This window comes from Arthrobacter sp. AG367 (genome assembly GCF_007828995.1).
GTDB lineage: Bacteria > Actinomycetota > Actinomycetes > Actinomycetales > Micrococcaceae > Arthrobacter.
In genome coordinates this window covers 470,818-488,624 of the sequence record NZ_VIVE01000003.1, presented here as the reverse complement: position 1 = coordinate 488,624, position 17,807 = coordinate 470,818, and the positions used below count along the sequence as shown (strand labels likewise).

The window sequence follows — 17,807 nt, the reverse complement described above, 5'->3', positions numbered from 1 at the left end:
TCTCCGCCTCCCGCGACGGAACCTAAGGAGCAGATCATGGACGCTTCAGGAATCGGGCGCGTCCCCGAAGGCCCGGTCCGGCGCATGCTGGCCGCGGCCAACCGCCATGACCTCGAGGCCATGGTGTCCCAGTTCGCGGAGGACTACCGGAACACCACCCCCGTCCACCCGGCCCGCAGCTTCACGGGCTCCGCGCAGGTCCGGAAGAACTGGACGGCACTCTTTGCCGGCCTGCCGGACCTCACCCTGACGGTCCATGACGCGGCAACCGGACCGGACGGCAAGGTCTGGATCGAATGGAGCAACCGCGGCACCCGGCCGGACGGATCCGTGCAGCAAGCCGCAGGGGTGGCCATCTTCACCCTCCGCGACGACAAAATCGCCGCCGCCCAGTTCTACCTCGAACCTGTGGACCAGGACTCCGGCGACGTGAACCAGGCCGTCCGGGAGGCAGTCCATGGTGCGGCCGGAGGTGACCGGTCATGATCCTGGTGGTCGGCGGCACCGGGCGCCTTGGCCGCGCCGTGGTTCCCCTGCTCGTTGCCGCAGGGCAACAGGTCCGCATCATGGCCCGGGGCAAGTCCCAGCCCTTCCCGCAAAAGATGGGCGACGCCGTCGAACTCCTCCGCGGGGACCTCGGCTCCGACGCGGACTGCAGGCAGGCGGTGGCTGGCTGCAGCGAGGTGGTGTTCGCGGCGTCGGGGTTCGGGATCAAGGACTCCAGCCCGCGCGCAGTCGACCGCGACGGCGCCATCCGGCTGGCCCGCGCGGCGGCCGCGGCCGGAGTGCGGCACGTGGTGATGATGTCCATGCCCGGCGCTGCCGCGGACGGGCCCATCGATTTCCTGCGCTGCAAAGCCGCGGCCGAGGACGCCGTGCGCTCCTCCGGCATGGACTGGACGATCGTCCGGATCGGCGCCCTCCTGGAACAGCGGCTGGAGATCATGACGGCCCCGCTTGAATCGAAGGGCAAGGTGCCCGTGTTCGGCTCGGGGTCCGCCCCGGTGACCTATACCTCGGTCCGGGACGCGGCCGCCGTCGTGGTCCGTGCCCTTCGCGACCCGGCGCTGCGGAACCGCGTCATCGAATGGGGCTCACAGACGCTCCCCGCACATGAGGTGGCGGAGGCTCTGCTTGCCCGGGCCGGCCATGGATCAATCCAGCGGGTTCCGGCTGCCGCCGTCCGGCTGCTGTCCGTGGCGGCCAGGCCGTTTTCACCGTTCCTTGCCCGGGTGGCGGGTGCCGCGGCCTGGGAGGAATCGGGGGCGGCGGCGTTCGAGTTTGGTCCCGCGCGGGCCGAGTTTCCCGACATCCCGGTCACCGGGCTGCAGCAGGTCCTCGAGGCGTCAGGTGCTCCGGGATCTCTCGCCTAGCCGCGTGCAACAATGGCGCCATGACCCCTGAGCAGCATGAAACCGCCGCGCCGGAACCGGACCGCGCCGCCCACCCCGCATTCGAAGCCGCCTACCAGGCCGCCCAAAAGAGCCTGGCCGAGGGCGGGATCCCCATCGGGGCGGCGCTCGCCCGGGACGGCGTGGTGGTTGCCAGCGGGCACAACGAACGGGTCCAGAACGCCGATCCGATCGCGCACGGCGAGATGTCCGCACTGCGCGCCGCCGGCCGGCAAAAGAGCTACCGGGACACCACGCTCTACACCACGCTGGCACCCTGTGCCATGTGCGCGGGAACCATCCTCCAGTTCAAGATCCCCCGCGTGGTGGTGGGGGAGGCACAAACGTTCGACGGCGAACTGGAGCTTTTGCGGTCACGCGGGGTTGAGGTGGTGGTCCTGGACGATCAGCGCTGCGTGGACATGATGCGCACCTTCCAGTCCGACCACCCGGAGCTGTGGGCCGAGGACATCGCCGAGTAGGGGTGCGAGGCAGCTGGTTAGCTGCCCGGGGAGATCGTGTGAAGTCCTGCCCGGGTTGCTGCCCCCAGCAGTTCCTTGTCGAAGGCGATCAACCGGTCAGCTTCAAGCCTGATCGCAGCCGCGAGGTGGATCGCGTCCGCGCTGCGCAATTTACCTGGCAGTGCGGCCGCGTACAGGAGGTCTGAACGCGTCAGGTCCACCAGGTTGATTCCGGTCAACACCGCGTTGACCAGTTCCGGCGGCAGGCCGCGGCGGTTGGCGGCGCAGTGCAACTCCGTGTGAAGGAGCATCGAGGCAACAAGTCGGTCACCCCGCTGCGCCGCCGTTGAAAGAAACTCCGCAGTGGGACCGGACTCAGGTTCCTCGACCACCAGTCTCAGGGCCGCCGACGTGTCGACGTACAGAATCACCGGTCGCCGCGGAGGTCTGCGATTATGTCGGCCGTGCCCACATCAGACGTCACGCGTTGGAGCAACTGGAAGTCGACCGGGCTTTCCGCGGCCTGCCGCACGCTGCCGGACAGGAGCAGACGCTCGAAGGGTGAGGCTGCAGGCGGGATAAGGGTGGCGGCAACTTCGCCGTTATTCGTGACATCGATGGTTTCGCCGTTTTTCACCCGCTCCAGGATTTTGCTGCTTTGATTCCTTAGCTCGCGGTGGGGGATTGTTGTCATGGCACACCTCCGTAGCAATCGTAGCATTTGCTTCGAAGCCTAGGACTCAACGACTGACCGCAGCCACCTCAACCTGTACCCCTGCGTCCCCGAACTTCTGCACCTGGGCGGGGTCGGCGCCGTCGTCCGTCACCAAAGTCCACGGCAGCGCCAGCCGCACCCAGGCGTGGAAGGGGCGCAGCCCCAGCTTGGAGGAGTCGGCCAAAACATAGACTTCCCGGCCGCGCCGGGCCATGAGCTCCTTGAGCCGGGTCTGGGCATGGTCGGCTTCGCAGATGCCGTCCTCGGCCGTGACGGCGTCGGCGCCCAGGAACACGCGGTCAAAGCTCATCCGCTCCAGCGCCGCCTCCGTCAGCGGACCCACAAAACTCTGCGAAAGGCTGCGCAGCCGGCCGCCCAGGCAGTCCACCTCGATGCCCTCGGACTCGGCCAGTTCCTGCATCGTGTTGATGCCCGGCGTGGTGACCGAGAGCTTCCCGAACCCGCGCAGTTCGTGGGCCAGGGCACCCACGGTGGAGCCGGCGTCGAGCAGGATATTTTCCCCGGGCCGGATCACGGCCGCCGCCCAGCGGGCGATGGCGTGCTTCTGCTCGAACGCCTCGCCGGTGCGCTGCCGCAGCGACGCCTCGGGGTGGGCGCCCAGTGCCATGGCACCGCCGTAGGTGCGGGCCAGCCGGCCCTGTCCGTTCAGCAAAGCCAGGTCGCGGCGGATGGTGGAGGCCGTCACCTGGAACCGGGCGGAGAGCTCCTCCACGGAGGCCAGGCCGGTGGTCACGGCAAGGTGGTAGATCTCCTCACGCCGCGCGGTTGCGCTGAGCATTCCCGGTCTCCTTCCCGTGGGCATGGCGGTGGCAGTGCTAACCATGCTAGTTCCGGCTCCGGCAAGTTCCGCAGCCAGGAGCCGGCAAAACGGCCGGTCAGCAATATTACGCTGACCGGCCGATTCTTCCGTGCGGCTAGACGGCCTCGTCGCGCGACGGCGCCAGGTCCACTGCCTGCCGCAGTGCCTCCAGCAGCGACTCATGGTCCGCGATGTTCTTGCCCGCGATGTCGAACGCCGTGCCGTGGTCCACGGACGTGCGCACCACGGGCAGGCCCACCGTGATGTTCACGCCGTTCTCCAGGCCCAAAACCTTGACGGGGCCGTGGCCCTGGTCGTGGTACTGGGCCACCACCAGGTCGAAGTCGCCGCGGCCGGCCAGGAAGAACAGGGTGTCCGCCGGGAGCGGGCCGAAGGCGTCGATCCCGTCCGCCTGGGCCTTCTTGATGCCCGGCTGGATCTTCTCCGCCTCCTCGCCGTAGCCGAACAGCCCGTTCTCGCCCGCGTGCGGGTTGATGGCGCACACGGCGATCCGCGGGTTCTCAATGCCGGACGCGCGCAGCAGTTCATAGCCCCGCTTGATGGTCCGGTACACCAGGTCGCCGTTGATCTTGGCGATCGCATCGATCAGGCCGATGTGGGTGGTCACGTGGATGACGCGCATCTTGGGCGCCGTCAGCATCATGGACACTTCCTCGGTGCCGGTCAGTTCGGCAAGGAGTTCGGTGTGGCCGGGGAACTTGTGCCCGGCCGCGTGCAGCGCCGCCTTGTTCAGCGGCCCGGTGCAGATGGCGTCCACCTGCCGGTCCATGGCCAGCTGGACGGCCTTCTCGATAAAGAGGTAGGACCCGTGTCCGGCGGCGGCGGAGAGCTCACCCCAGGCAAGGTCCTCCGGGATGCAGTCGATGTCCAGCACGTCGATGGTGCCTTCCTCGAACAAAGCCTCGGACGGCTCCAGGACCGGGCGCAGGGTCAGCGGGCTGGCGACGATGTCCGCTGCCAGCCGCATCCGGCGGAGGTCGCCGATGACCAGCATCCGCGCCTTTGACCGAAGCTCCGCGTCAGCAAGCGCTTTGACGATGATTTCCGGGCCAATGCCGGCCGCATCGCCCATGGTGATGGCAACAATCGGGCGTCCCATTATTTGATACTCATTTCAGTCGTGGTGGCAGTAAGGAAGTTGGTGGTCCGGGCCAGGGTCCCGGCGTCGCCGAACGCGCCGGCCTTGGTGACCAGCAGGGGAAGTGACCCGGGAAGCAGGCTCATCACGACGCCGGGCTCAATCTCTCCGAGGACGGTGAAGCTGCCGGCGCCGAGGGCTTTCAGGACCGCCGTGGCCGTCTCCCCGCCGGTGAGGACCAGGGCGTCGCAGTGCCCGATGCCCGCCGCGGTGGCACGGGCCAGGGCCGCCGCCACAACAAGTGCCTGCGACTTGTCCACGGCGCCCATGGGGTCCGGGGTCAGCACCACGTTTGTCCGCGCCATCGCCTGGGCAACCAGGCGCGGAACCGCGGTGCCGTCCAGGGTGGCGTGCTCCAGGGTGATGTGTTCAGCCCCGGCCGCGACCAGCTCACCAATCTGCTGCCGGGCAAGGGCGGAGTAGCTGCCGATCACGGTCAGGGTCCGGCTGACGAGCCGAACCTGCGCGTTTTGCGCAGAGGCTCGTTCTTCCTGGTCCGCGATGTGCCCTGCCAGGCCGCCGGAGCCCACCAGGAGGGCGGGAAAGTCCAGCAGGTCCGCGGCAGCCGCGATGGCCTTGAGGTCATCGTCGGAGACGGCGTCCAGTACGACGGCGTCAATTCCGCGTTCCTGCACGTCCCGCAGGTGCCGCGCGATTTCCTCCGGCGTGCGTCCGGTTGTTCCGGCGACTTCGGCGGTGAGGCCTCCGGCGGCGAGTGCCGCGGCGATGTCCCCGTCAAAGTTCCCTGCGGTGTTGGGAACACCGTTGACGTGCACGATGCCGCCGAGGGTGGTCCGTCCCGTACCCGGGAACGCGGGGGCAACAACGGCCAGGCCTTTGCCGCGGCCCTGGGTGAGCCGTGCCAGGGTTGCCGCGACTTCCACGCCCACGTTGCCGCGCAGCAGTGAATCCATCTTCTTGAAGACCCGCCGGTGCTGGCCCAGGGCCCGGCCGGCCGCCGTCGTGACGGCCTTGGCTGCTTCCGCGGGGGCCAGGTAGCGGCTCTCGGTATTGATCGAAAGGATCTCGGCGTCGGGCCAAGCGCTGTCGATGTCGAGGATGACGGAACTGCTGTGCGTGGGCCCGTAGGCTGCGGCCGCATCCGCCGCTCCCGTCAGGTCGTCGGCAATGATTGCCCAGCGCATGGCTGCGTTGGTGTTCATACTGCTGGGGACACCTCGAGAGTCTCCACGGTCTGCTTGGCTTTCAGGCGCTTAGCGTACCAAGCGACCATGAGGGGGCAGCCGATGGCGGTGACCACCACGGAGGCGGCAACCAGCACGGTGGCGGGGCCGGCTGCGGGAGCGTAGGCCGGATTGGCTGCCGCCACCAGCATTGGAACGGTGGCTGCGTTGCCGGCCGTGGTGGCTGCCTCCAGGCCGGCAATGCCCGAGCCGCCGGTCAGCTTGTCCGCAAGGAAGAGCACGGCGCCGCCGGCGATGAGGACGAACAGGCCGAGCGCCACTCCCAGCAGTCCCGCGTTGACAACCTGTCCCAGGTTCAGGCCGAAGCCAAGCGCGAGGGCGAAGAACGGGATGAGGACGGGGGCCGCGGAGGACAGGAACTTGCGCATGGCCGGATCCAGGGCGCCCAGGATGGCTCCGAGGAGCAGGGGGATGATGGCACCCACCAGGGCCTGCCAGGGGAAGGCGGACAGTCCGGCGACGCCGAGGGTCACCATGGTCAGGAAGGGGCCGGATTCCAGGGTCATGACGGAGTAGGCCGCCACATCCTTGGGCTTGCCGTACTGGCCCATCAGGGCCATGTACATTCCGCCGTTGGTGTCATTGAGGGCCGCCAGGATGGCCAGGACAGAAAGGCCCGACAGGATCCCGCCGTCAATGGGAAGTTCGCCCAGGAACCTGCCGGCGATGACGCCGATGATGATCGCGAACAGGACCTTGCTGCCGAAGAGGACGCCGCCCTTTTTCAGGATGTACGGGGTGGCCTTGATATCGATGCTGGCGCCCATGCAGACGTAGAAGACCGCAAGGATGGTGGTGCCACCGGTGAAGAGTGCGCCGGTGAAGGAGCCGAAGAACTTGGCGGAATCCGGGGCGAAGGTGCCGAGAAGGGCACCGATCAGCAGGGGAATCAGCATCATGCCGCCGGGAACTTTTTCCATGGTGGCCTTGATTGGGACAGACATGAATCAACCTCATTGTTGTTGGGGGAGAGGGGCCGAGCAGTCAGCTCGAAGCATGATGTAGATCATATGCGGCATTGCGCGTTTAGCGCAAGCTACCTTGCGTGAACCGCGCAGCACGTTGCAGGCCGGCATCGCGGCGTTCCGATGTCTCACGCTTCCCGCGAGTAGCATTGCTGCCACTTGACCAGCGTCGGAAGGAAGCAGCGCCATGCAGTACGTCGTCATGCAGGTGATCCTCAAGGAGAAATTGTGGGGAACCGTTCGGGCAACCTGACCTCGCTGGAAAAAGCCATCAACGACCAGGCCGCAAAGGGCTACCGGCTCCACACCATCACCACGTCCAGCAGCGGGAGCAAGGGACTTGGCGGCGGTGACCGCATCCAGGCAACGATGGTCTTCGAGAGCCTGGTCTAGGTCCACACCGCCAATCGAGCCGCGACCCCTGAATAGCACGCCGCGATGAGTCAGGCTGCTGTCCGGGAGGCCCGCCGCCGATGGACTGGAACCATTGGGTGGCCTTTGTTCGTCCTCGCCTCGATGGTCCTTATCGGCTATGGGATTGTGCGCGCCGATTTCTATTTCTGGCTGCCCACTCCGGCGGAGATGGAGGAGTCCTGGGTCGGTAACCGCTTCACCTACGGCGGATGCGTGATGTCGATCGCGGCCGCCATCTGGTCGCACCGTCGTGGCAACCCCGTCTGGGTGACTGTCTGCGTGGGGCTGCCGGGTGTGCTCGTGGGCTGGGCGGCACTGGTGGGGCCCTACAATCTGATGCGCTTCCTGGCCGCCGTCGTTGCGTTCCCACTGGCCCTGGGCGGCGTTGCTGAGGTTATCTGGGCGCGGGGCCGCCGACAACGGGGATAGCTGGGAAAGGCCTTCGGCATTCTTGGGCACCGCTCCCCGCAGGATTCATAGCACTCCACCCTTGACAGCCGGTCCAACGCGTAAGGAGGATCAAGGTGCCGGTGCGCGTGGCTGCCTAATGCACGCCGACCTGCGGTTTCGCTGCTCGAAAGGGGATACGGGATGCGGCAAGCACTCCCTCGCCACAAACCCTTCCGGCATGTAGCCGCAGTTTCCGCAGTCCTGCTGGCGCTCTCTGCCACGGCCTGCACGCCGAAGCCGCCGGAGCCCGCGCCTCCCGGGCCCGATGTCCATATCGCCGCGGTGGGCGACATGAACCCCGCCGACAACGTTGACACTGACAGCCCGTCCGGGCGGAACGGCGCGGCGATAACCAAGCTTGTGGAGAACAATGAGATTGACGCGTTCCTGGGGCTGGGGGACTTCCAGTACGAGACCGGATACTGCGACAACTACGTGAAGACCTGGACACCGCTGTGGGGCGGCACCAAACCCAAGCTGTATTGGGTGTCCGCGCCCAATCACGACTGGGAACCCGGCCGCAACGAAGACCTGGCGAAGTTCATGAACGGCCAATGCCCGGGATCTCCCGAGAAGGCGGCGATCAACCAGGAGCGCGGGTTCATCCCGAACGGCGAGCCGTACTCGAAGGACTTCGGCAACTGGCACTTCGCCTTCCTGTCGTCCGCGCTGTGGCGGTACGACAAAGCGGAAGCTTCGGCTGCAACCACGTGGCTGGACAAGGACCTCGCCGCCGCCCAAAAGGCGGGGAAGTACCTGGCTGTCGTGTACCACGAGCCCTACTTCACCTCGGATACGGAGGAGCACGGGCGGGCCGGGGACCAGAAGCCGTGGATCGACCTGATGTGGAAGTACAGGGTCCGGCTGACTTTGTCGGGGTCGCAGCACAACTACGAACGGTCCTGCCCGGTGAACAACGCGGACAAGTGCGTCAATGACGGGATGACGGCATTCCAGGTGTCCACCGGAGGCATCGATACGCGCCCGTTCATCAGCAAGCCAAAATACATCGCCAAGCGCTTCAGTGACACCCGCGGCTTCCTCCGGCTGACTCTGCACGGCGACGGGTCCTTCGACTGGAACTTCGTCCCCACCACCGGCTCCAGCAAGGACTCGGGAACCCGCTCCGCACCCTAGGGCTGCACCCATGGAGATAGAACCCCGGTGACCTTCGCCTCTACATCCACCGACGCCTGGCAAGCAGACTGGAGCGCAAGAAGTGCGGAGCAGGGAGGTGGCTCGCCGTGCCGCAGTGGGATCTGGGAATTGCCGGCCTGTTATTGCTGGCGGCCATGTCGCTCGCCTTCGGCCTGGTGGCCCACCTGATTGTCGGCAGGCACGTGACCCGCTGGCTCTGGCTCTACGCGGCCCTGGCCTATTTCGTTGCCGGAATCCTGGTCAGCGAAGCCTGGTTCGGCTGGGCTACCGAGGAGGAGCTGCAGCCGAACATTGACGGGCTGTCCTTCGACGAAGTGCAGCTGGTGACTCTCGCCGGCCTCATCGCGGCGCTCACTGCGAGGTTCATGCTCCGGAGGAAAGGCCGCGCCGGAGGATCCGCAGGGAAACCGGCCGGCTGAAGCCCCGACCGCCGGCTGAAGCCCTGACCGCTACTTTGCCCGGACGAGCGCACCGATCCACGTCGTGGCGAGCCAGGTTGAGAACCTCTCGTCGCTCCAGCCGCGCTGCCCCACCAGCTGGGCCCACAGGGTGCCGTCCATGGTGGCGAACAGCACGTCCCTGCATTCCTCCTCGCTGACGCCCAGCTGGCCGGTCGCAGCCGCGGCGTGAGCGTAGCGGGTGGCCACGTCCAGGCGCCGGTCCGCCCACTCGGCGAGCATGGCGGCGGCGTCGGGCTCGCTCGCAGCAGCTCCGGTAAGCGCGTCCAGGAGCGGAAAGATGCGGCGGTTGGTCGCCGTCACGAAGACGGCGTGGCGGCGGATCCTCTCCGACAGGTCCGGCTCGGCCAGGATGGACTGCATCTCCTCCCTGTCATAGAGCGCCACGTCCGCTTCATCCCCCCGGAAATCGACATACCAAACGTGCCTGAGCAGCGACGCCTTGGTGCCAAACGTGGCGTATACGGTCTCGACGGAGACGCCGGCGCGCGCGGCCACCTGCTTGATGGTGGTCTGGCCGTATCCCTGGGCAATGAAGAGTTCGTTCGCCGCCGCGATGATGGTCCGCCGGGTTTCTGCAGCCTGCTCCTGGCGGCGACGGGAATCGTACTGCCTCTTGATCTTCCGTTCCATTGGATGCATTATAACTGTATTCAAAACAGTATGACTGTAATGGAGTTGGTCATGTCCACCGAAACGGATGCATTCCTGGCCGAAATGATTCCCCGGCAGCGGGCCGCGGACGCCGCCATCCACAACGGTGACGTCGCCCCGCGCATCGCGCTTTGGTCGCAGGACGATCCTGTGACGCTCTTCGGGGCGCGGCTCAGCGGCACCGGCTGGGCCGAGGTGGAGCCGATGTTCCACAGCGTGGCCTCGTGGTTCACGCACGCAGACTCCTTCGACCTGGAGATCATCGCTGCCGGAGCAAGCGGCAACCTCGCCTACACCGTGGGCTACGAGCACACCTCCGCCACCGTCGACGGAACACCGCGCCAGTACACCTTGCGGGTAACGCACGTCTACCGCCGGGAGGACGGGAACTGGCGGATCGTGCACCGGCATGCGGACTTCCCGCCGGGGGAGGCCACCGTTCCTTTGCCTGGCGCCCGGACCGGCACCTAAAGGCGGGCGGCCCATGCACAAGGAAGTCATGCACAAAGAAGCCATGCACAAGGAAACGGACGCGTTCCTGGCGGAGATCCTGCCAAAGCAGCGGGACATGACTCTGGCGCTGCACAGGGGAGACGTGGCACCCCGCCTGGCCCTGTGGTCACACCGGACCCCCGTGACGTTGTTCGGTGCACACATCTCCGGAGCAGGCTGGGCGGACCTCGAACCCAAGTTCCGCCAGGAGGCCCGCCGGTTCACGGGATCTGCCGGATCTGAGTTCGAGCTCGTCGCCGCAGGTGCCAGCGGAAGCCTCGCCTACACGGTCGGCCTTGAGCACAGCAGCGCCGTGGTGGATGGCATCCCCGCCGTCTACACGATGCGCACAACGCACATCTACCGCCGCGAAGAGGGTGCCTGGCGGATCGTCCACCGGCATTCTGATCTCCTGGCCGATCAAGACTCCCAGCTGGCCACGAGGGTTTAGCGGGCAGGCTCAGCCACCGAGTTCCAGCGTAAACACCCACAGCAGCACGTCCTTGCCGGGCACATGCCAATCCCGTTCCGGCGCACGGCGGAAGCCCAGCGACCCGTACAGGGCGTGCGCGCGCTCCATGAACGTGGCGCTGGTGATGCTGATGGCCCCGATGCCAGGAAGCTGCCGGAGGTACGCGTCCCGGGTGATGCGCATGACCTCGGGAAGGTCCGACGGCGCCGCCCGCCGCAGTGCCACGCTCACCGTGTGTCCACGGCCGGGGCAATCCGCTCCAGATAGTAGCCCAGCCGTGCCAAATCGGGCCGGGAGGAAGGGTCGCCGACAGCGTCGGCACCCACCAGGTTGGCAACAGAAAGTGCCGAGGTGTAGTCCAGGCCCCGCTGCAGCGCCAGGATCAGGGCGGCGCAGAACGCGTCCCCGGCGCCGATGGTGCAGGTGTTCTGGGCAAGGGATTCAGGGAGTGGCCGGCAGACGTACGGAGGGATCTCGAGCGGAGTCGGGAGCACTTCCTGGACCCGGCAAATTTCGGACGCTGGGATGCGGTCCAGGCAACGACGCATCTGCTGCGGGCCAGCGACGTCGTGGAGGCAGTGCGGCTTACTTCAGCCCGGCGGGCGCCCGTGCCGGAGGTTCCGGGCATGGAGGTACACCATCAGCACCAGGAGCGGAAGGTGGATGGCGGGCAGGTTGTGCGCGAACCATCGCGGCAGGTAGATGTCGGTGACGGAGCCGCGCTCGGCGCCGTAGCGCTCCGCGATTCCGGTGAGCGGACAGCGGAACCCGTTTCCGGCGAACACCAGTGATTCGGCGGCAACCACGGCGGCCGCCCACCCCACCCGCCTGTCAGTGCGGCCGGCCAGGCCGGTGTAGAGCACGTAGATGACGCAGGACTCGATGGAGAACCACGCCAGCGTGTGGACGGCCCTGACCGCCGCCACCGCAGCTTGGCGCCGCAACAGAACGCCTACAGCGTCTCGGGAACCGGGCGTCCGGGGAACAGCGTTGAGTACTGTTTCCGGTACATCCGCCGTCCCACCAGGCGGTAGGCGAGCCGCACCGGCGGAGGGATTTCCTTGAACAGTTCTTTCCGGTCCGCCGGCGGGTTGGTAGCCAGCACCATGCCGAGGTAGCCCACCAGGAATTTCTTGTCGAGTTCCTGGATCCCGTGCTGCCCCACCGCGGCAGCTTCCTTCTCCGTCATCACCCTGTCAGCAACCGGCATCATCTCCGTGACCTCGCGGCGCAGATGTACGTTGAGGACGCCGGACAGGTCTTCATAGCGGGCGGCGAGTTCCGCGCCGGACTCCTCATCCGCCGTCTGCATCCAGCGCAGCCGGACCGGCTCGATGGCCTCCAGCCTCTGCGTGACCTGCCTGTGCTGCTCAAGCATCTGCCCCACATGCAGCGCGCATGCCGGTGCCCGCTCCTTCAGCTGCGGGTACATCAGGAGGTCTTCGCCTTCGTGGTGGATATGCAGCACCTTGTCGAAGTTGCCCAGCACTTCGCCCACGTAGGCTGCCCGGGCAGTGTCGCCGGCGGCGGCGGAGCGCACCAGTCCCGGCGCCTCGCCGTAGGCCCAGAGGAAGAACCGGTGGATGCGCCGCATCGCTGCCGTCCCCGCGCACAGGACGGGTCCCGCCGGCAGGGGAGGCGCCGTCTCGCCGGGCTGCATTGTGAAGAAGTCGGTCATGTGCGTGGCCCTTTCCAGTCTCGCGAGACAAAGGACCTCTCCCCGGGAGCATCGTAGCCCCGGGCTCCACGGCGCACAACGGCTTTGCAGAAGTACGACGGCGACGGACCAGGCCTTAATGCGCGCAGGGCCGGGTGCACCCGGAGGGGCTGCGCGGCAGGTCCTGACACCGGTACTACTTAAGTAGTAAATTAGGTTCATGGAAGGCAAAGTCGCTGCGATGCCGGAGCTTGATGGCGTCACCCACAGATGGATGAACATCCGCGGCATCCGATTGCATATCGCTGAGGCAGGCAGCGGGGATCCCCTGGTTCTCCTGCACGGCTTCCCGCAGAACTGGTGGGAATGGCACGGCGTGATGCCTTTGCTGGCCACACATTACCGGGTGATCGCGCCTGACCAGCGGGGTTTCGGCTGGAGTGATGCACCACAGGGCCGATACTCAGCCGGGTTGCTGGTGGAGGACGTCATCGGACTCATGGCAAAGCTTGGCATCAGCCGAGCCCGCTTCCTCACCCACGACTGGGGTGCCATAGTGGGGCAGCTACTCGCCATGCAGCGGCCTGATCTTGTTGAGGCACTCATCGTTACAGGTGCCCCCGACGTCCACATCAGGCCCAATGCCCGGCTGGTTTTGGTCTTTCCCAAGCTGTGGCACGCCTTCGCCCTGGCCGTTCCATTTATCGGCCCGCGGATCCAGCGGAGCCGGAAGGTGATGCAGCACCTCTTCACAGCATTTGAACCCGCAGGGGGCGTATCCGAGGCGGACATGAACCTCTACAACGCAGCAGCCGCAAAGCCTGCCAGGGCAAGAGCGGGCTCGGCACTCTACCGCGGCACCATCCTGCCAGCCTTCCTGAAGATCATTTTCGGGGTGTACGGCCGGCGCGACTTCACGGTCCCCACCCTCGTCCTTATCGGATCCATGGAACCATCGGCCACCCTGCAACGGATGGGCCACCGCCGCGGCCGGGGCGGCAACGTCACCACCGAGATCGTCCCGGGTGAGGGGCACTTCATCGCCGACCACCGGCCGGAACTGGTCTCCGGCAGAGCTATGGAGTTCTTCAGGACTCCGCGCGCTGCTTGACCCCGCGGAGCACGCCAACTTCCATGTAGTGGTGCAGCGGGTCGCCAATGAAAAGGTCGACGGCGCGTGCCAGCAGCATCGCGCCCGGAACGTTTTGGAGGGTGAAGGCCAAAGCCCGGGTGGTCATGGGAGCGTCGGGCCCGGCACCGCGCGCCGCGGCGCTCAGGTACCCCTTGCCGCGGTACCGGATGATCAACCGGGTGCGGTTCCCTGGCAGGGGCCGCAGGATGAACTGTTCTCCCGCCACCAGGTGCCGGTTGGGCTCAAGCGCGGTGACGGTCGCGTACACGCCTCCGCCATACGGTACCTTGTCGCCCACCTTGAGGTCCTGCAGTTCCGGGTGGATTCGGGTTGCAGACTGTTTGCCCTCGACGTACCGGGCATGGAACAGGGCACGCTCGACCCGGTCATGCGTGTAGAACCCGGCGCGGTAGATTCCCATCTGCACGATCCACGGCCACACGCGCTCGGGCGGGGCGTCGATGCTGATGGCCCTGGTGCTCTGGATCACCGGTTGGGGCTCAAGGTCGTCGCCGGGCAGCCGCTCCACGGCTTCCGTGCCCTCGGTTCCCCAGCGCAGCATGGCCGGACGCCACAGCAGATATGCCGTGATCTGTACGCCGAGCGACGCCGCCAGGAGCTGCAGGCGCCTGCGCCGATTAGCTCCGCCGTCCGTCCGTCGCAAATATCGCAGTCCGGCCATAGCCGCAACATGCCACGGGACCCCCGGCACGCAAAGTGCCGAAGGTCCCGCCGCCCGGGCCACGCAGAAAAGTCACGCAAACGCCCGCCGCGAGGCGTCAGGCCCGCGCCTGCAGCCCCGGCACGCCGTCGCGGATCTCAAAGGAGGCCTTCGTGACAACGGGTGCGCCCGGCGTCGTCACGTGGTCCAGCACGCGGAAGTCCGCGGTCATGGAGTCCCTGGTGATGCGCGTGTTCACATAGCCGCGGTTGTCGTTGTAGAACTTCAGGTGCGGGTTCCAGGCCATGGTGGCGTCCGTGGTGGAGCCCGTGCCGTCACCCGTGGAGGTGATGGACGTGCACACCAGTTCCGAGCCCACTACGGGGGAGGCGGGGTCCTTGTAGTCCACCTTCACGTCGTTGGCCCAGTGCCGGTGCACATCGCCGGTGAGGACGACGGCGTTGCGCACCTTCGCGTCGGTCCAGCCCTGGGTGATGCGGCGGCGGGAGGCCGCGTACCCGTCCCAGCCGTCCATGGAAACGTCGTCGATCTCCGGTGCCTTGTTCCGGTCCCGCTCGGCGAAGAAGACCTGCTGGCCCAGGATGTCCCACCGCTGCGTGGAGTTCCTGAATCCGTCCAGCAGCCACTTCTCCTGCTCGGCGCCGGTGATGGTCCGGTTTTCGGCGAGCCGCTCTGTGACGTTCTTCTTCCAGCCGTCGCCGGCAAGCTGGTCGTCCCGGTACTGCCGTGTATCCATCATGTGGAAGTTGGCCAGCTGGCCCCACTGGATGCGGCGGTAGATCTTCATGTCCGGCCCGGCGGGGAGCGAGGACGGGCGCAGCGGCATGTTCTCGTAGTAGGCCTGGAAGGCTGCGGCGCGGCGCTGCCGGAAGTGCTCCACACTGTCGTTCAACTGGGCGGCGTCCTGGTTCTCCGGAACGTCGTCCGCCCAGTTGTTGTCCACCTCGTGGTCATCCCACACCACCGCCCAGGGTGCGACTGCGTGCGCTGCCTGCAGGTCGGCGTCGGCCTTGTACTGGGCGTGGCGCTGCCGGTACGTCTCCAGCGTGACGGTCTCCGGGCCCTCGTGGTCACGGGGGTTCCCTCCGCCGATCACGTAGCTGCCCTTCTTGTATTCATAAAGGTAGTCGCCCAGGTGCAGTACCAGGTCCGGGTGGTCCTCCGCCAGGCGCCGGTACGCGGTGAAGTAGCCGTGCTCATACTGCGCGCAGCTGGCGAACGCCATGGCCAGCGCGGCGGGCGTCTCGTGCAGGGCAGGGCTGGTGAGGGTGCGGCCCACGGGGCTGACGTACTTGCCGGTGCGGAACCGGTAGAAGTACTCGCGGCCCGGCTGCAGGCCGCGCAGCTCCACGTGCACCGAGTGCGCGGTCTCGGTGCGTGCCTGCTCCACGCCGCGGGCCGCCACCTTCCGCATGCCCTGGTCCTCGGCCACTTCCCACTGCACGGCCACCGGGCGCGACGGCATGCCGCCCAGCCCGTCCTCCGCCACCGGGTTCACGGCCAGGCGGGTCCACAGGACGAAGCCGTCCGGCCACGGCTCGCCCGACGCGATGCCGAGCATGAAGGGATCGGTGCGAAGACCGGCGTCGTCCGCGGTGGAAACGGCGACGGCGGCACTTGGCAGTGCGGCGACGATGCCGGCTCCGATGCCGGCGGAGATGAGGGTTCTGCGGGAGATGTTGTCCATGGCTTCCACGCTATTTCCAGCTGTTGGACAGGTTTCGAGGAGGATATGAATGGCCGGTTAACGGCGTGACAAAACCTGTTGATGGATCCGCCGACGCTGGAGCCAGAGCGGGATGCGGCGCAGGGCCTTTGGACTCTGGCCCCGACGCGGGGTCGCAGGCAGAGTGGCTCACAACCCTAAGAAGCCAGGGAAAGAGGACATCATGCCCCGCACCTCCGTCGTCACCGGCGCAGCCTCCGGCATTGGCAAAGCCACCAGGGAACTGCTTGAGCAGCGCGGCGAACGCGTCATCGGGCTGGATCTCCACGATGCCGAGGTGGTGGCGGACCTGTCCACCGCCGAGGGACGCGACGCGTTGCCGGATGCGGTAAGGAAGGTCAGCGGCGGCAGGATCGATGCCATCTACGCCAATGCCGGCCTCGCCGTTCCGGCCCCCGCCACCGTGGCCGTCAATTTTTTCGGGACGGTGGCAACGCTGGAACGGCTCCGGCCCCTCCTGGTGGGGTCGGACGCGCCACGCGCCGTCGCGGTCTCATCGATGGCCGCCCTCCTGGCCAGCGACAGCGAGCTTGTTGCACTCCTGGCCGCCGGGGATGAACCGGCGGCCATGGCCCGCGCCGAGGTCATGGCCAAGGAACCAGCGACCACGGGCCAGCTCATCTACGCCTCCACCAAGCTGGCGCTCTCCCGCTGGGTCCGCCGCCAGGCCGCAACGGCAGAGTGGGCCGGCACCGGGATCCCCCTGAACGCGGTGGCGCCGGGCGTCATCGCCACCCCAATGACGGCGGACCTGATCGATACCGAAGAGGAACGAAGGTCGCTGCTGGAAGTGGTCCCGATGCCGCTGAACGGCATCGCCGAGCCCATTGTGGTGGCCCGCCTGCTGGCCTGGCTCAACAGCGAGGAGAACACGCACCTCTGCGGGCAGATCGTCTATGTCGACGGCGGCAGCGATGTTGTCCTGCGCGGCGACTCGGTGTGGTGAGTCTCCGGGGAACTCGGACTTTAGTCCCTGTTCTGGACTAACCCTCAGGCGTAGCTTGAAAGTGGTTCCCGCAACCGCGGGGCGAGCAGTCAAGGGGGCGTCATGACCAGGCCCAGGCATTCGGCACTCAGCATTCTCGGGTTCAGCAGCCTGCTGCTCCTTACGGGGTGCTTCGGCCCTCCCGCCCCGGCCCCTTCCAGCAGTTCCCCGGCCCCCAGCCCCACCGCCAGCAGCGCCAGCCCCAGCAGCGCGTCCCCAAACACGACGGCGAGCCCCACCGCATCGGCCACCCCCACCACCCCTGCCAGCACCTCAGCCGCACCCACCACGTCAGCCGCCGCTCCGCCGTCGTCCGCTCCTGCCAGCCCGCCGCCCACGGCGGAACCGACGCCCACCGGGCTGCCCGAGCAGGTGGCCCCGCTGACCATCTACTACGTGGCCGTGGGTGACAACGGCGTCTCCGGGCCCGCGATCGGCTGCGGTGACAGCCTGGTGGCCACCACCACGGCCCCCGTCCGCTTCACCGACCAGGTGGGCCCCAGCATCAACACCCTGCTGGCCAACAAGAGCCGCGACATCGGCCTGTCCGGCCTCATCAACGTCCTGTACCAGTCGAGCCTGACCTATCTGGGTGGCGAGTTGAACGGCAGCACCATCACCATCTGGCTTTCCGGGCAGTTCATGCTCGGCGGCGTGTGCGACATCCCACGCGCCAAGGCCCAACTGGAATACACGGCCATGACGGCATCCGGTGCCACCAGCGCGCAGGTGTTCGTCAACGGCCGTCCCATCGACGAGGTACTGAGCCTCAAGTAGCGATCCTGGGCAGAACGTACGACGGCAGACCTAT

The 17,807-nt window shown here is 67.0% G+C and carries 26 protein-coding genes; 12 read left to right on the top strand and 14 right to left on the bottom strand.

Annotated features, from left to right (window positions below; all coding sequences use genetic code 11):
- The first annotated feature begins 36 nt into the window (after nt 1-36).
- The 3 genes from FB478_RS11980 to FB478_RS11970 are packed head-to-tail and all read left to right on the top strand — an operon-like array spanning nt 37 to nt 1,873.
- Nucleotides 37-486 (top strand): nuclear transport factor 2 family protein, encoded by a 450-nt coding sequence (locus tag FB478_RS11980; protein ID WP_144600595.1) that lies wholly within the window; start codon nt 37-39, stop codon nt 484-486.
- Nucleotides 483-1,373 (top strand): NAD(P)H-binding protein, encoded by an 891-nt coding sequence (locus FB478_RS11975; RefSeq protein ID WP_144600593.1) that lies wholly within the window; start codon nt 483-485, stop codon nt 1,371-1,373. Before FB478_RS11980 ends, FB478_RS11975 begins: the two co-directional genes overlap by 4 nt.
- 20 nt (nt 1,374-1,393) lie before the next feature.
- Nucleotides 1,394-1,873 carry a nucleoside deaminase gene (locus FB478_RS11970; protein WP_144600591.1) on the top strand — a complete coding sequence of 160 codons (480 nt, stop codon included), beginning with the start codon at nt 1,394-1,396 and terminating at the stop codon, nt 1,871-1,873.
- A 17-nt stretch (nt 1,874-1,890) separates the two neighbouring features.
- Here FB478_RS11970 and FB478_RS11965 read toward each other — a convergent pair whose 3' ends face one another.
- The 6 genes from FB478_RS11965 to FB478_RS11940 form a co-directional block, all read right to left on the bottom strand.
- Nucleotides 1,891-2,283 (bottom strand): type II toxin-antitoxin system VapC family toxin, encoded by a 393-nt coding sequence (locus FB478_RS11965; RefSeq protein WP_144600589.1) that lies wholly within the window; start codon nt 2,281-2,283, stop codon nt 1,891-1,893.
- A complete protein-coding gene (locus FB478_RS11960) occupies nt 2,280-2,546 on the bottom strand; it encodes a type II toxin-antitoxin system Phd/YefM family antitoxin (protein ID WP_026265951.1) in 267 nt (88 codons plus the stop codon). The genes FB478_RS11965 and FB478_RS11960 overlap by 4 nt, the downstream gene beginning before the upstream one ends.
- Before the next feature lie 46 nt (nt 2,547-2,592).
- Nucleotides 2,593-3,366, bottom strand: a complete 774-nt coding sequence (locus FB478_RS11955) for a DeoR/GlpR family DNA-binding transcription regulator (RefSeq protein ID WP_144600587.1) — start codon at nt 3,364-3,366, stop codon at nt 2,593-2,595.
- 136 nt (nt 3,367-3,502) lie between these two features.
- Entirely contained in the window at nt 3,503-4,507 is a 1,005-nt protein-coding gene (gene pdxA, locus FB478_RS11950) for a 4-hydroxythreonine-4-phosphate dehydrogenase PdxA (RefSeq protein WP_144600585.1), read from the bottom strand.
- Entirely contained in the window at nt 4,507-5,709 is a 1,203-nt protein-coding gene (locus tag FB478_RS11945; RefSeq protein WP_144600583.1) for a four-carbon acid sugar kinase family protein, read from the bottom strand. The genes pdxA and FB478_RS11945 overlap by 1 nt, the downstream gene beginning before the upstream one ends.
- Complete coding sequence (locus FB478_RS11940) at nt 5,706-6,695, bottom strand: 2-keto-3-deoxygluconate permease (RefSeq protein WP_144600581.1); 990 nt, start codon at nt 6,693-6,695, stop codon at nt 5,706-5,708. Before FB478_RS11940 ends, FB478_RS11945 begins: the two co-directional genes overlap by 4 nt.
- A 249-nt stretch (nt 6,696-6,944) precedes the next feature.
- On the opposite strand from FB478_RS11940, the gene FB478_RS11935 reads away from it, so the two are divergent.
- The 4 genes from FB478_RS11935 (at nt 6,945) to FB478_RS11920 (ending at nt 9,157) form a co-directional block, all read left to right on the top strand.
- Nucleotides 6,945-7,109: a DUF4177 domain-containing protein gene (locus FB478_RS11935; RefSeq protein ID WP_261377389.1), complete on the top strand. Its 165-nt coding sequence runs from the start codon at nt 6,945-6,947 to the stop codon at nt 7,107-7,109.
- A 45-nt stretch (nt 7,110-7,154) separates the two neighbouring features.
- Entirely contained in the window at nt 7,155-7,559 is a 405-nt protein-coding gene (locus FB478_RS11930) for a hypothetical protein (protein WP_235509869.1), read from the top strand.
- A 162-nt stretch (nt 7,560-7,721) separates the two neighbouring features.
- A complete protein-coding gene (locus FB478_RS11925; RefSeq protein WP_144600579.1) occupies nt 7,722-8,717 on the top strand; it encodes a hypothetical protein in 996 nt (331 codons plus the stop codon).
- 107 nt (nt 8,718-8,824) lie between these two features.
- Entirely contained in the window at nt 8,825-9,157 is a 333-nt protein-coding gene (locus FB478_RS11920; protein WP_144600577.1) for a hypothetical protein, read from the top strand.
- 30 nt (nt 9,158-9,187) lie between these two features.
- Here FB478_RS11920 and FB478_RS11915 read toward each other — a convergent pair whose 3' ends face one another.
- Complete coding sequence (locus FB478_RS11915; RefSeq protein WP_056393330.1) at nt 9,188-9,829, bottom strand: TetR/AcrR family transcriptional regulator; 642 nt, start codon at nt 9,827-9,829, stop codon at nt 9,188-9,190.
- A 51-nt stretch (nt 9,830-9,880) separates the two neighbouring features.
- Here FB478_RS11915 and FB478_RS11910 point away from each other — a divergent pair, with 51 nt between their 5' ends.
- The gene (locus FB478_RS11910; protein WP_056393331.1) at nt 9,881-10,321 is read left to right on the top strand and encodes a nuclear transport factor 2 family protein; all 441 of its coding nucleotides are present in this window, start codon (nt 9,881-9,883) and stop codon (nt 10,319-10,321) included.
- A 28-nt stretch (nt 10,322-10,349) separates the two neighbouring features.
- Nucleotides 10,350-10,793: a nuclear transport factor 2 family protein gene (locus FB478_RS11905; protein WP_261377388.1), complete on the top strand. Its 444-nt coding sequence runs from the start codon at nt 10,350-10,352 to the stop codon at nt 10,791-10,793.
- A 9-nt stretch (nt 10,794-10,802) separates the two neighbouring features.
- On the opposite strand, the gene FB478_RS11900 is transcribed toward FB478_RS11905, so the two are convergent.
- From FB478_RS11900 to FB478_RS11885, 4 genes are all read right to left on the bottom strand, one after another.
- Nucleotides 10,803-11,045 carry a hypothetical protein gene (locus tag FB478_RS11900; RefSeq protein ID WP_144600575.1) on the bottom strand — a complete coding sequence of 81 codons (243 nt, stop codon included), beginning with the start codon at nt 11,043-11,045 and terminating at the stop codon, nt 10,803-10,805.
- Nucleotides 11,042-11,308: a PfkB family carbohydrate kinase gene (locus tag FB478_RS21345; protein WP_056393336.1), complete on the bottom strand. Its 267-nt coding sequence runs from the start codon at nt 11,306-11,308 to the stop codon at nt 11,042-11,044. The genes FB478_RS11900 and FB478_RS21345 overlap by 4 nt, the downstream gene beginning before the upstream one ends.
- A 96-nt stretch (nt 11,309-11,404) precedes the next feature.
- Nucleotides 11,405-11,758, bottom strand: a complete 354-nt coding sequence (locus FB478_RS11890) for a hypothetical protein (protein ID WP_235509870.1) — start codon at nt 11,756-11,758, stop codon at nt 11,405-11,407.
- Nucleotides 11,759-11,766: 8 nt separating this feature from the next.
- Complete coding sequence (locus FB478_RS11885) at nt 11,767-12,492, bottom strand: hemerythrin domain-containing protein (protein WP_018770432.1); 726 nt, start codon at nt 12,490-12,492, stop codon at nt 11,767-11,769.
- 199 nt (nt 12,493-12,691) lie between these two features.
- Between FB478_RS11885 and FB478_RS11880 the strand changes: the two genes are divergently transcribed.
- Nucleotides 12,692-13,582: an alpha/beta fold hydrolase gene (locus tag FB478_RS11880; RefSeq protein WP_261377387.1), complete on the top strand. Its 891-nt coding sequence runs from the start codon at nt 12,692-12,694 to the stop codon at nt 13,580-13,582.
- Here FB478_RS11880 and FB478_RS11875 read toward each other — a convergent pair.
- Nucleotides 13,560-14,285, bottom strand: coding sequence for a hypothetical protein (locus tag FB478_RS11875; protein ID WP_235509872.1), 726 nt, complete (start codon nt 14,283-14,285; stop codon nt 13,560-13,562). The two genes, FB478_RS11880 and FB478_RS11875, sit on opposite strands and share 23 nt — an antisense overlap.
- Before the next feature lie 97 nt (nt 14,286-14,382).
- The gene (locus FB478_RS11870) at nt 14,383-15,972 is read right to left on the bottom strand and encodes an alkaline phosphatase (RefSeq protein ID WP_056393583.1); all 1,590 of its coding nucleotides are present in this window, start codon (nt 15,970-15,972) and stop codon (nt 14,383-14,385) included.
- A 202-nt stretch (nt 15,973-16,174) separates the two neighbouring features.
- Here FB478_RS11870 and FB478_RS11865 point away from each other — a divergent pair, with 202 nt between their 5' ends.
- The gene (locus tag FB478_RS11865; RefSeq protein ID WP_056393343.1) at nt 16,175-16,957 is read left to right on the top strand and encodes an SDR family oxidoreductase; all 783 of its coding nucleotides are present in this window, start codon (nt 16,175-16,177) and stop codon (nt 16,955-16,957) included.
- Between the two features lie 89 nt (nt 16,958-17,046).
- Here FB478_RS11865 and FB478_RS11860 read toward each other — a convergent pair whose 3' ends face one another.
- Complete coding sequence (locus FB478_RS11860; RefSeq protein WP_144600571.1) at nt 17,047-17,385, bottom strand: hypothetical protein; 339 nt, start codon at nt 17,383-17,385, stop codon at nt 17,047-17,049.
- Here FB478_RS11860 and FB478_RS11855 point away from each other — a divergent pair.
- The gene (locus FB478_RS11855; protein ID WP_056393347.1) at nt 17,369-17,773 is read left to right on the top strand and encodes a GerMN domain-containing protein; all 405 of its coding nucleotides are present in this window, start codon (nt 17,369-17,371) and stop codon (nt 17,771-17,773) included. The two genes, FB478_RS11860 and FB478_RS11855, sit on opposite strands and share 17 nt — an antisense overlap.
- The last annotated feature ends 34 nt before the right edge of the window (nt 17,774-17,807 follow it).

Excerpts from the sequence above, each read along its gene's own strand:
- FB478_RS11980 (WP_144600595.1), top strand. The coding sequence starts at position 37 with ATGGACGCTTCAGGAATCGGGCGCGTCCCCGAAGGCCCGGTCCGGCGC.
- FB478_RS11975 (WP_144600593.1), top strand. The coding sequence starts at position 483 with ATGATCCTGGTGGTCGGCGGCACCGGGCGCCTTGGCCGCGCCGTGGTT.
- FB478_RS11970 (WP_144600591.1), top strand. The coding sequence starts at position 1,394 with ATGACCCCTGAGCAGCATGAAACCGCCGCGCCGGAACCGGACCGCGCC.
- FB478_RS11960 (WP_026265951.1), bottom strand. The coding sequence starts at position 2,546 with ATGACAACAATCCCCCACCGCGAGCTAAGGAATCAAAGCAGCAAAATC.
- FB478_RS11955 (WP_144600587.1), bottom strand. The coding sequence starts at position 3,366 with ATGCTCAGCGCAACCGCGCGGCGTGAGGAGATCTACCACCTTGCCGTG.
- pdxA (WP_144600585.1), bottom strand. The coding sequence starts at position 4,507 with ATGGGACGCCCGATTGTTGCCATCACCATGGGCGATGCGGCCGGCATT.
- FB478_RS11945 (WP_144600583.1), bottom strand. The coding sequence starts at position 5,709 with ATGAACACCAACGCAGCCATGCGCTGGGCAATCATTGCCGACGACCTG.
- FB478_RS11940 (WP_144600581.1), bottom strand. The coding sequence starts at position 6,695 with ATGTCTGTCCCAATCAAGGCCACCATGGAAAAAGTTCCCGGCGGCATG.
- FB478_RS11930 (WP_235509869.1), top strand. The coding sequence starts at position 7,155 with ATGAGTCAGGCTGCTGTCCGGGAGGCCCGCCGCCGATGGACTGGAACC.
- FB478_RS11925 (WP_144600579.1), top strand. The coding sequence starts at position 7,722 with ATGCGGCAAGCACTCCCTCGCCACAAACCCTTCCGGCATGTAGCCGCA.
- FB478_RS11915 (WP_056393330.1), bottom strand. The coding sequence starts at position 9,829 with ATGGAACGGAAGATCAAGAGGCAGTACGATTCCCGTCGCCGCCAGGAG.
- FB478_RS11910 (WP_056393331.1), top strand. The coding sequence starts at position 9,881 with ATGTCCACCGAAACGGATGCATTCCTGGCCGAAATGATTCCCCGGCAG.
- FB478_RS11905 (WP_261377388.1), top strand. The coding sequence starts at position 10,350 with ATGCACAAAGAAGCCATGCACAAGGAAACGGACGCGTTCCTGGCGGAG.
- FB478_RS11885 (WP_018770432.1), bottom strand. The coding sequence starts at position 12,492 with ATGACCGACTTCTTCACAATGCAGCCCGGCGAGACGGCGCCTCCCCTG.
- FB478_RS11880 (WP_261377387.1), top strand. The coding sequence starts at position 12,692 with ATGGAAGGCAAAGTCGCTGCGATGCCGGAGCTTGATGGCGTCACCCAC.
- FB478_RS11875 (WP_235509872.1), bottom strand. The coding sequence starts at position 14,285 with ATGGCCGGACTGCGATATTTGCGACGGACGGACGGCGGAGCTAATCGG.
- FB478_RS11870 (WP_056393583.1), bottom strand. The coding sequence starts at position 15,972 with ATGGACAACATCTCCCGCAGAACCCTCATCTCCGCCGGCATCGGAGCC.
- FB478_RS11865 (WP_056393343.1), top strand. The coding sequence starts at position 16,175 with ATGCCCCGCACCTCCGTCGTCACCGGCGCAGCCTCCGGCATTGGCAAA.
- FB478_RS11860 (WP_144600571.1), bottom strand. The coding sequence starts at position 17,385 with ATGGTCAGCGGGGCCACCTGCTCGGGCAGCCCGGTGGGCGTCGGTTCC.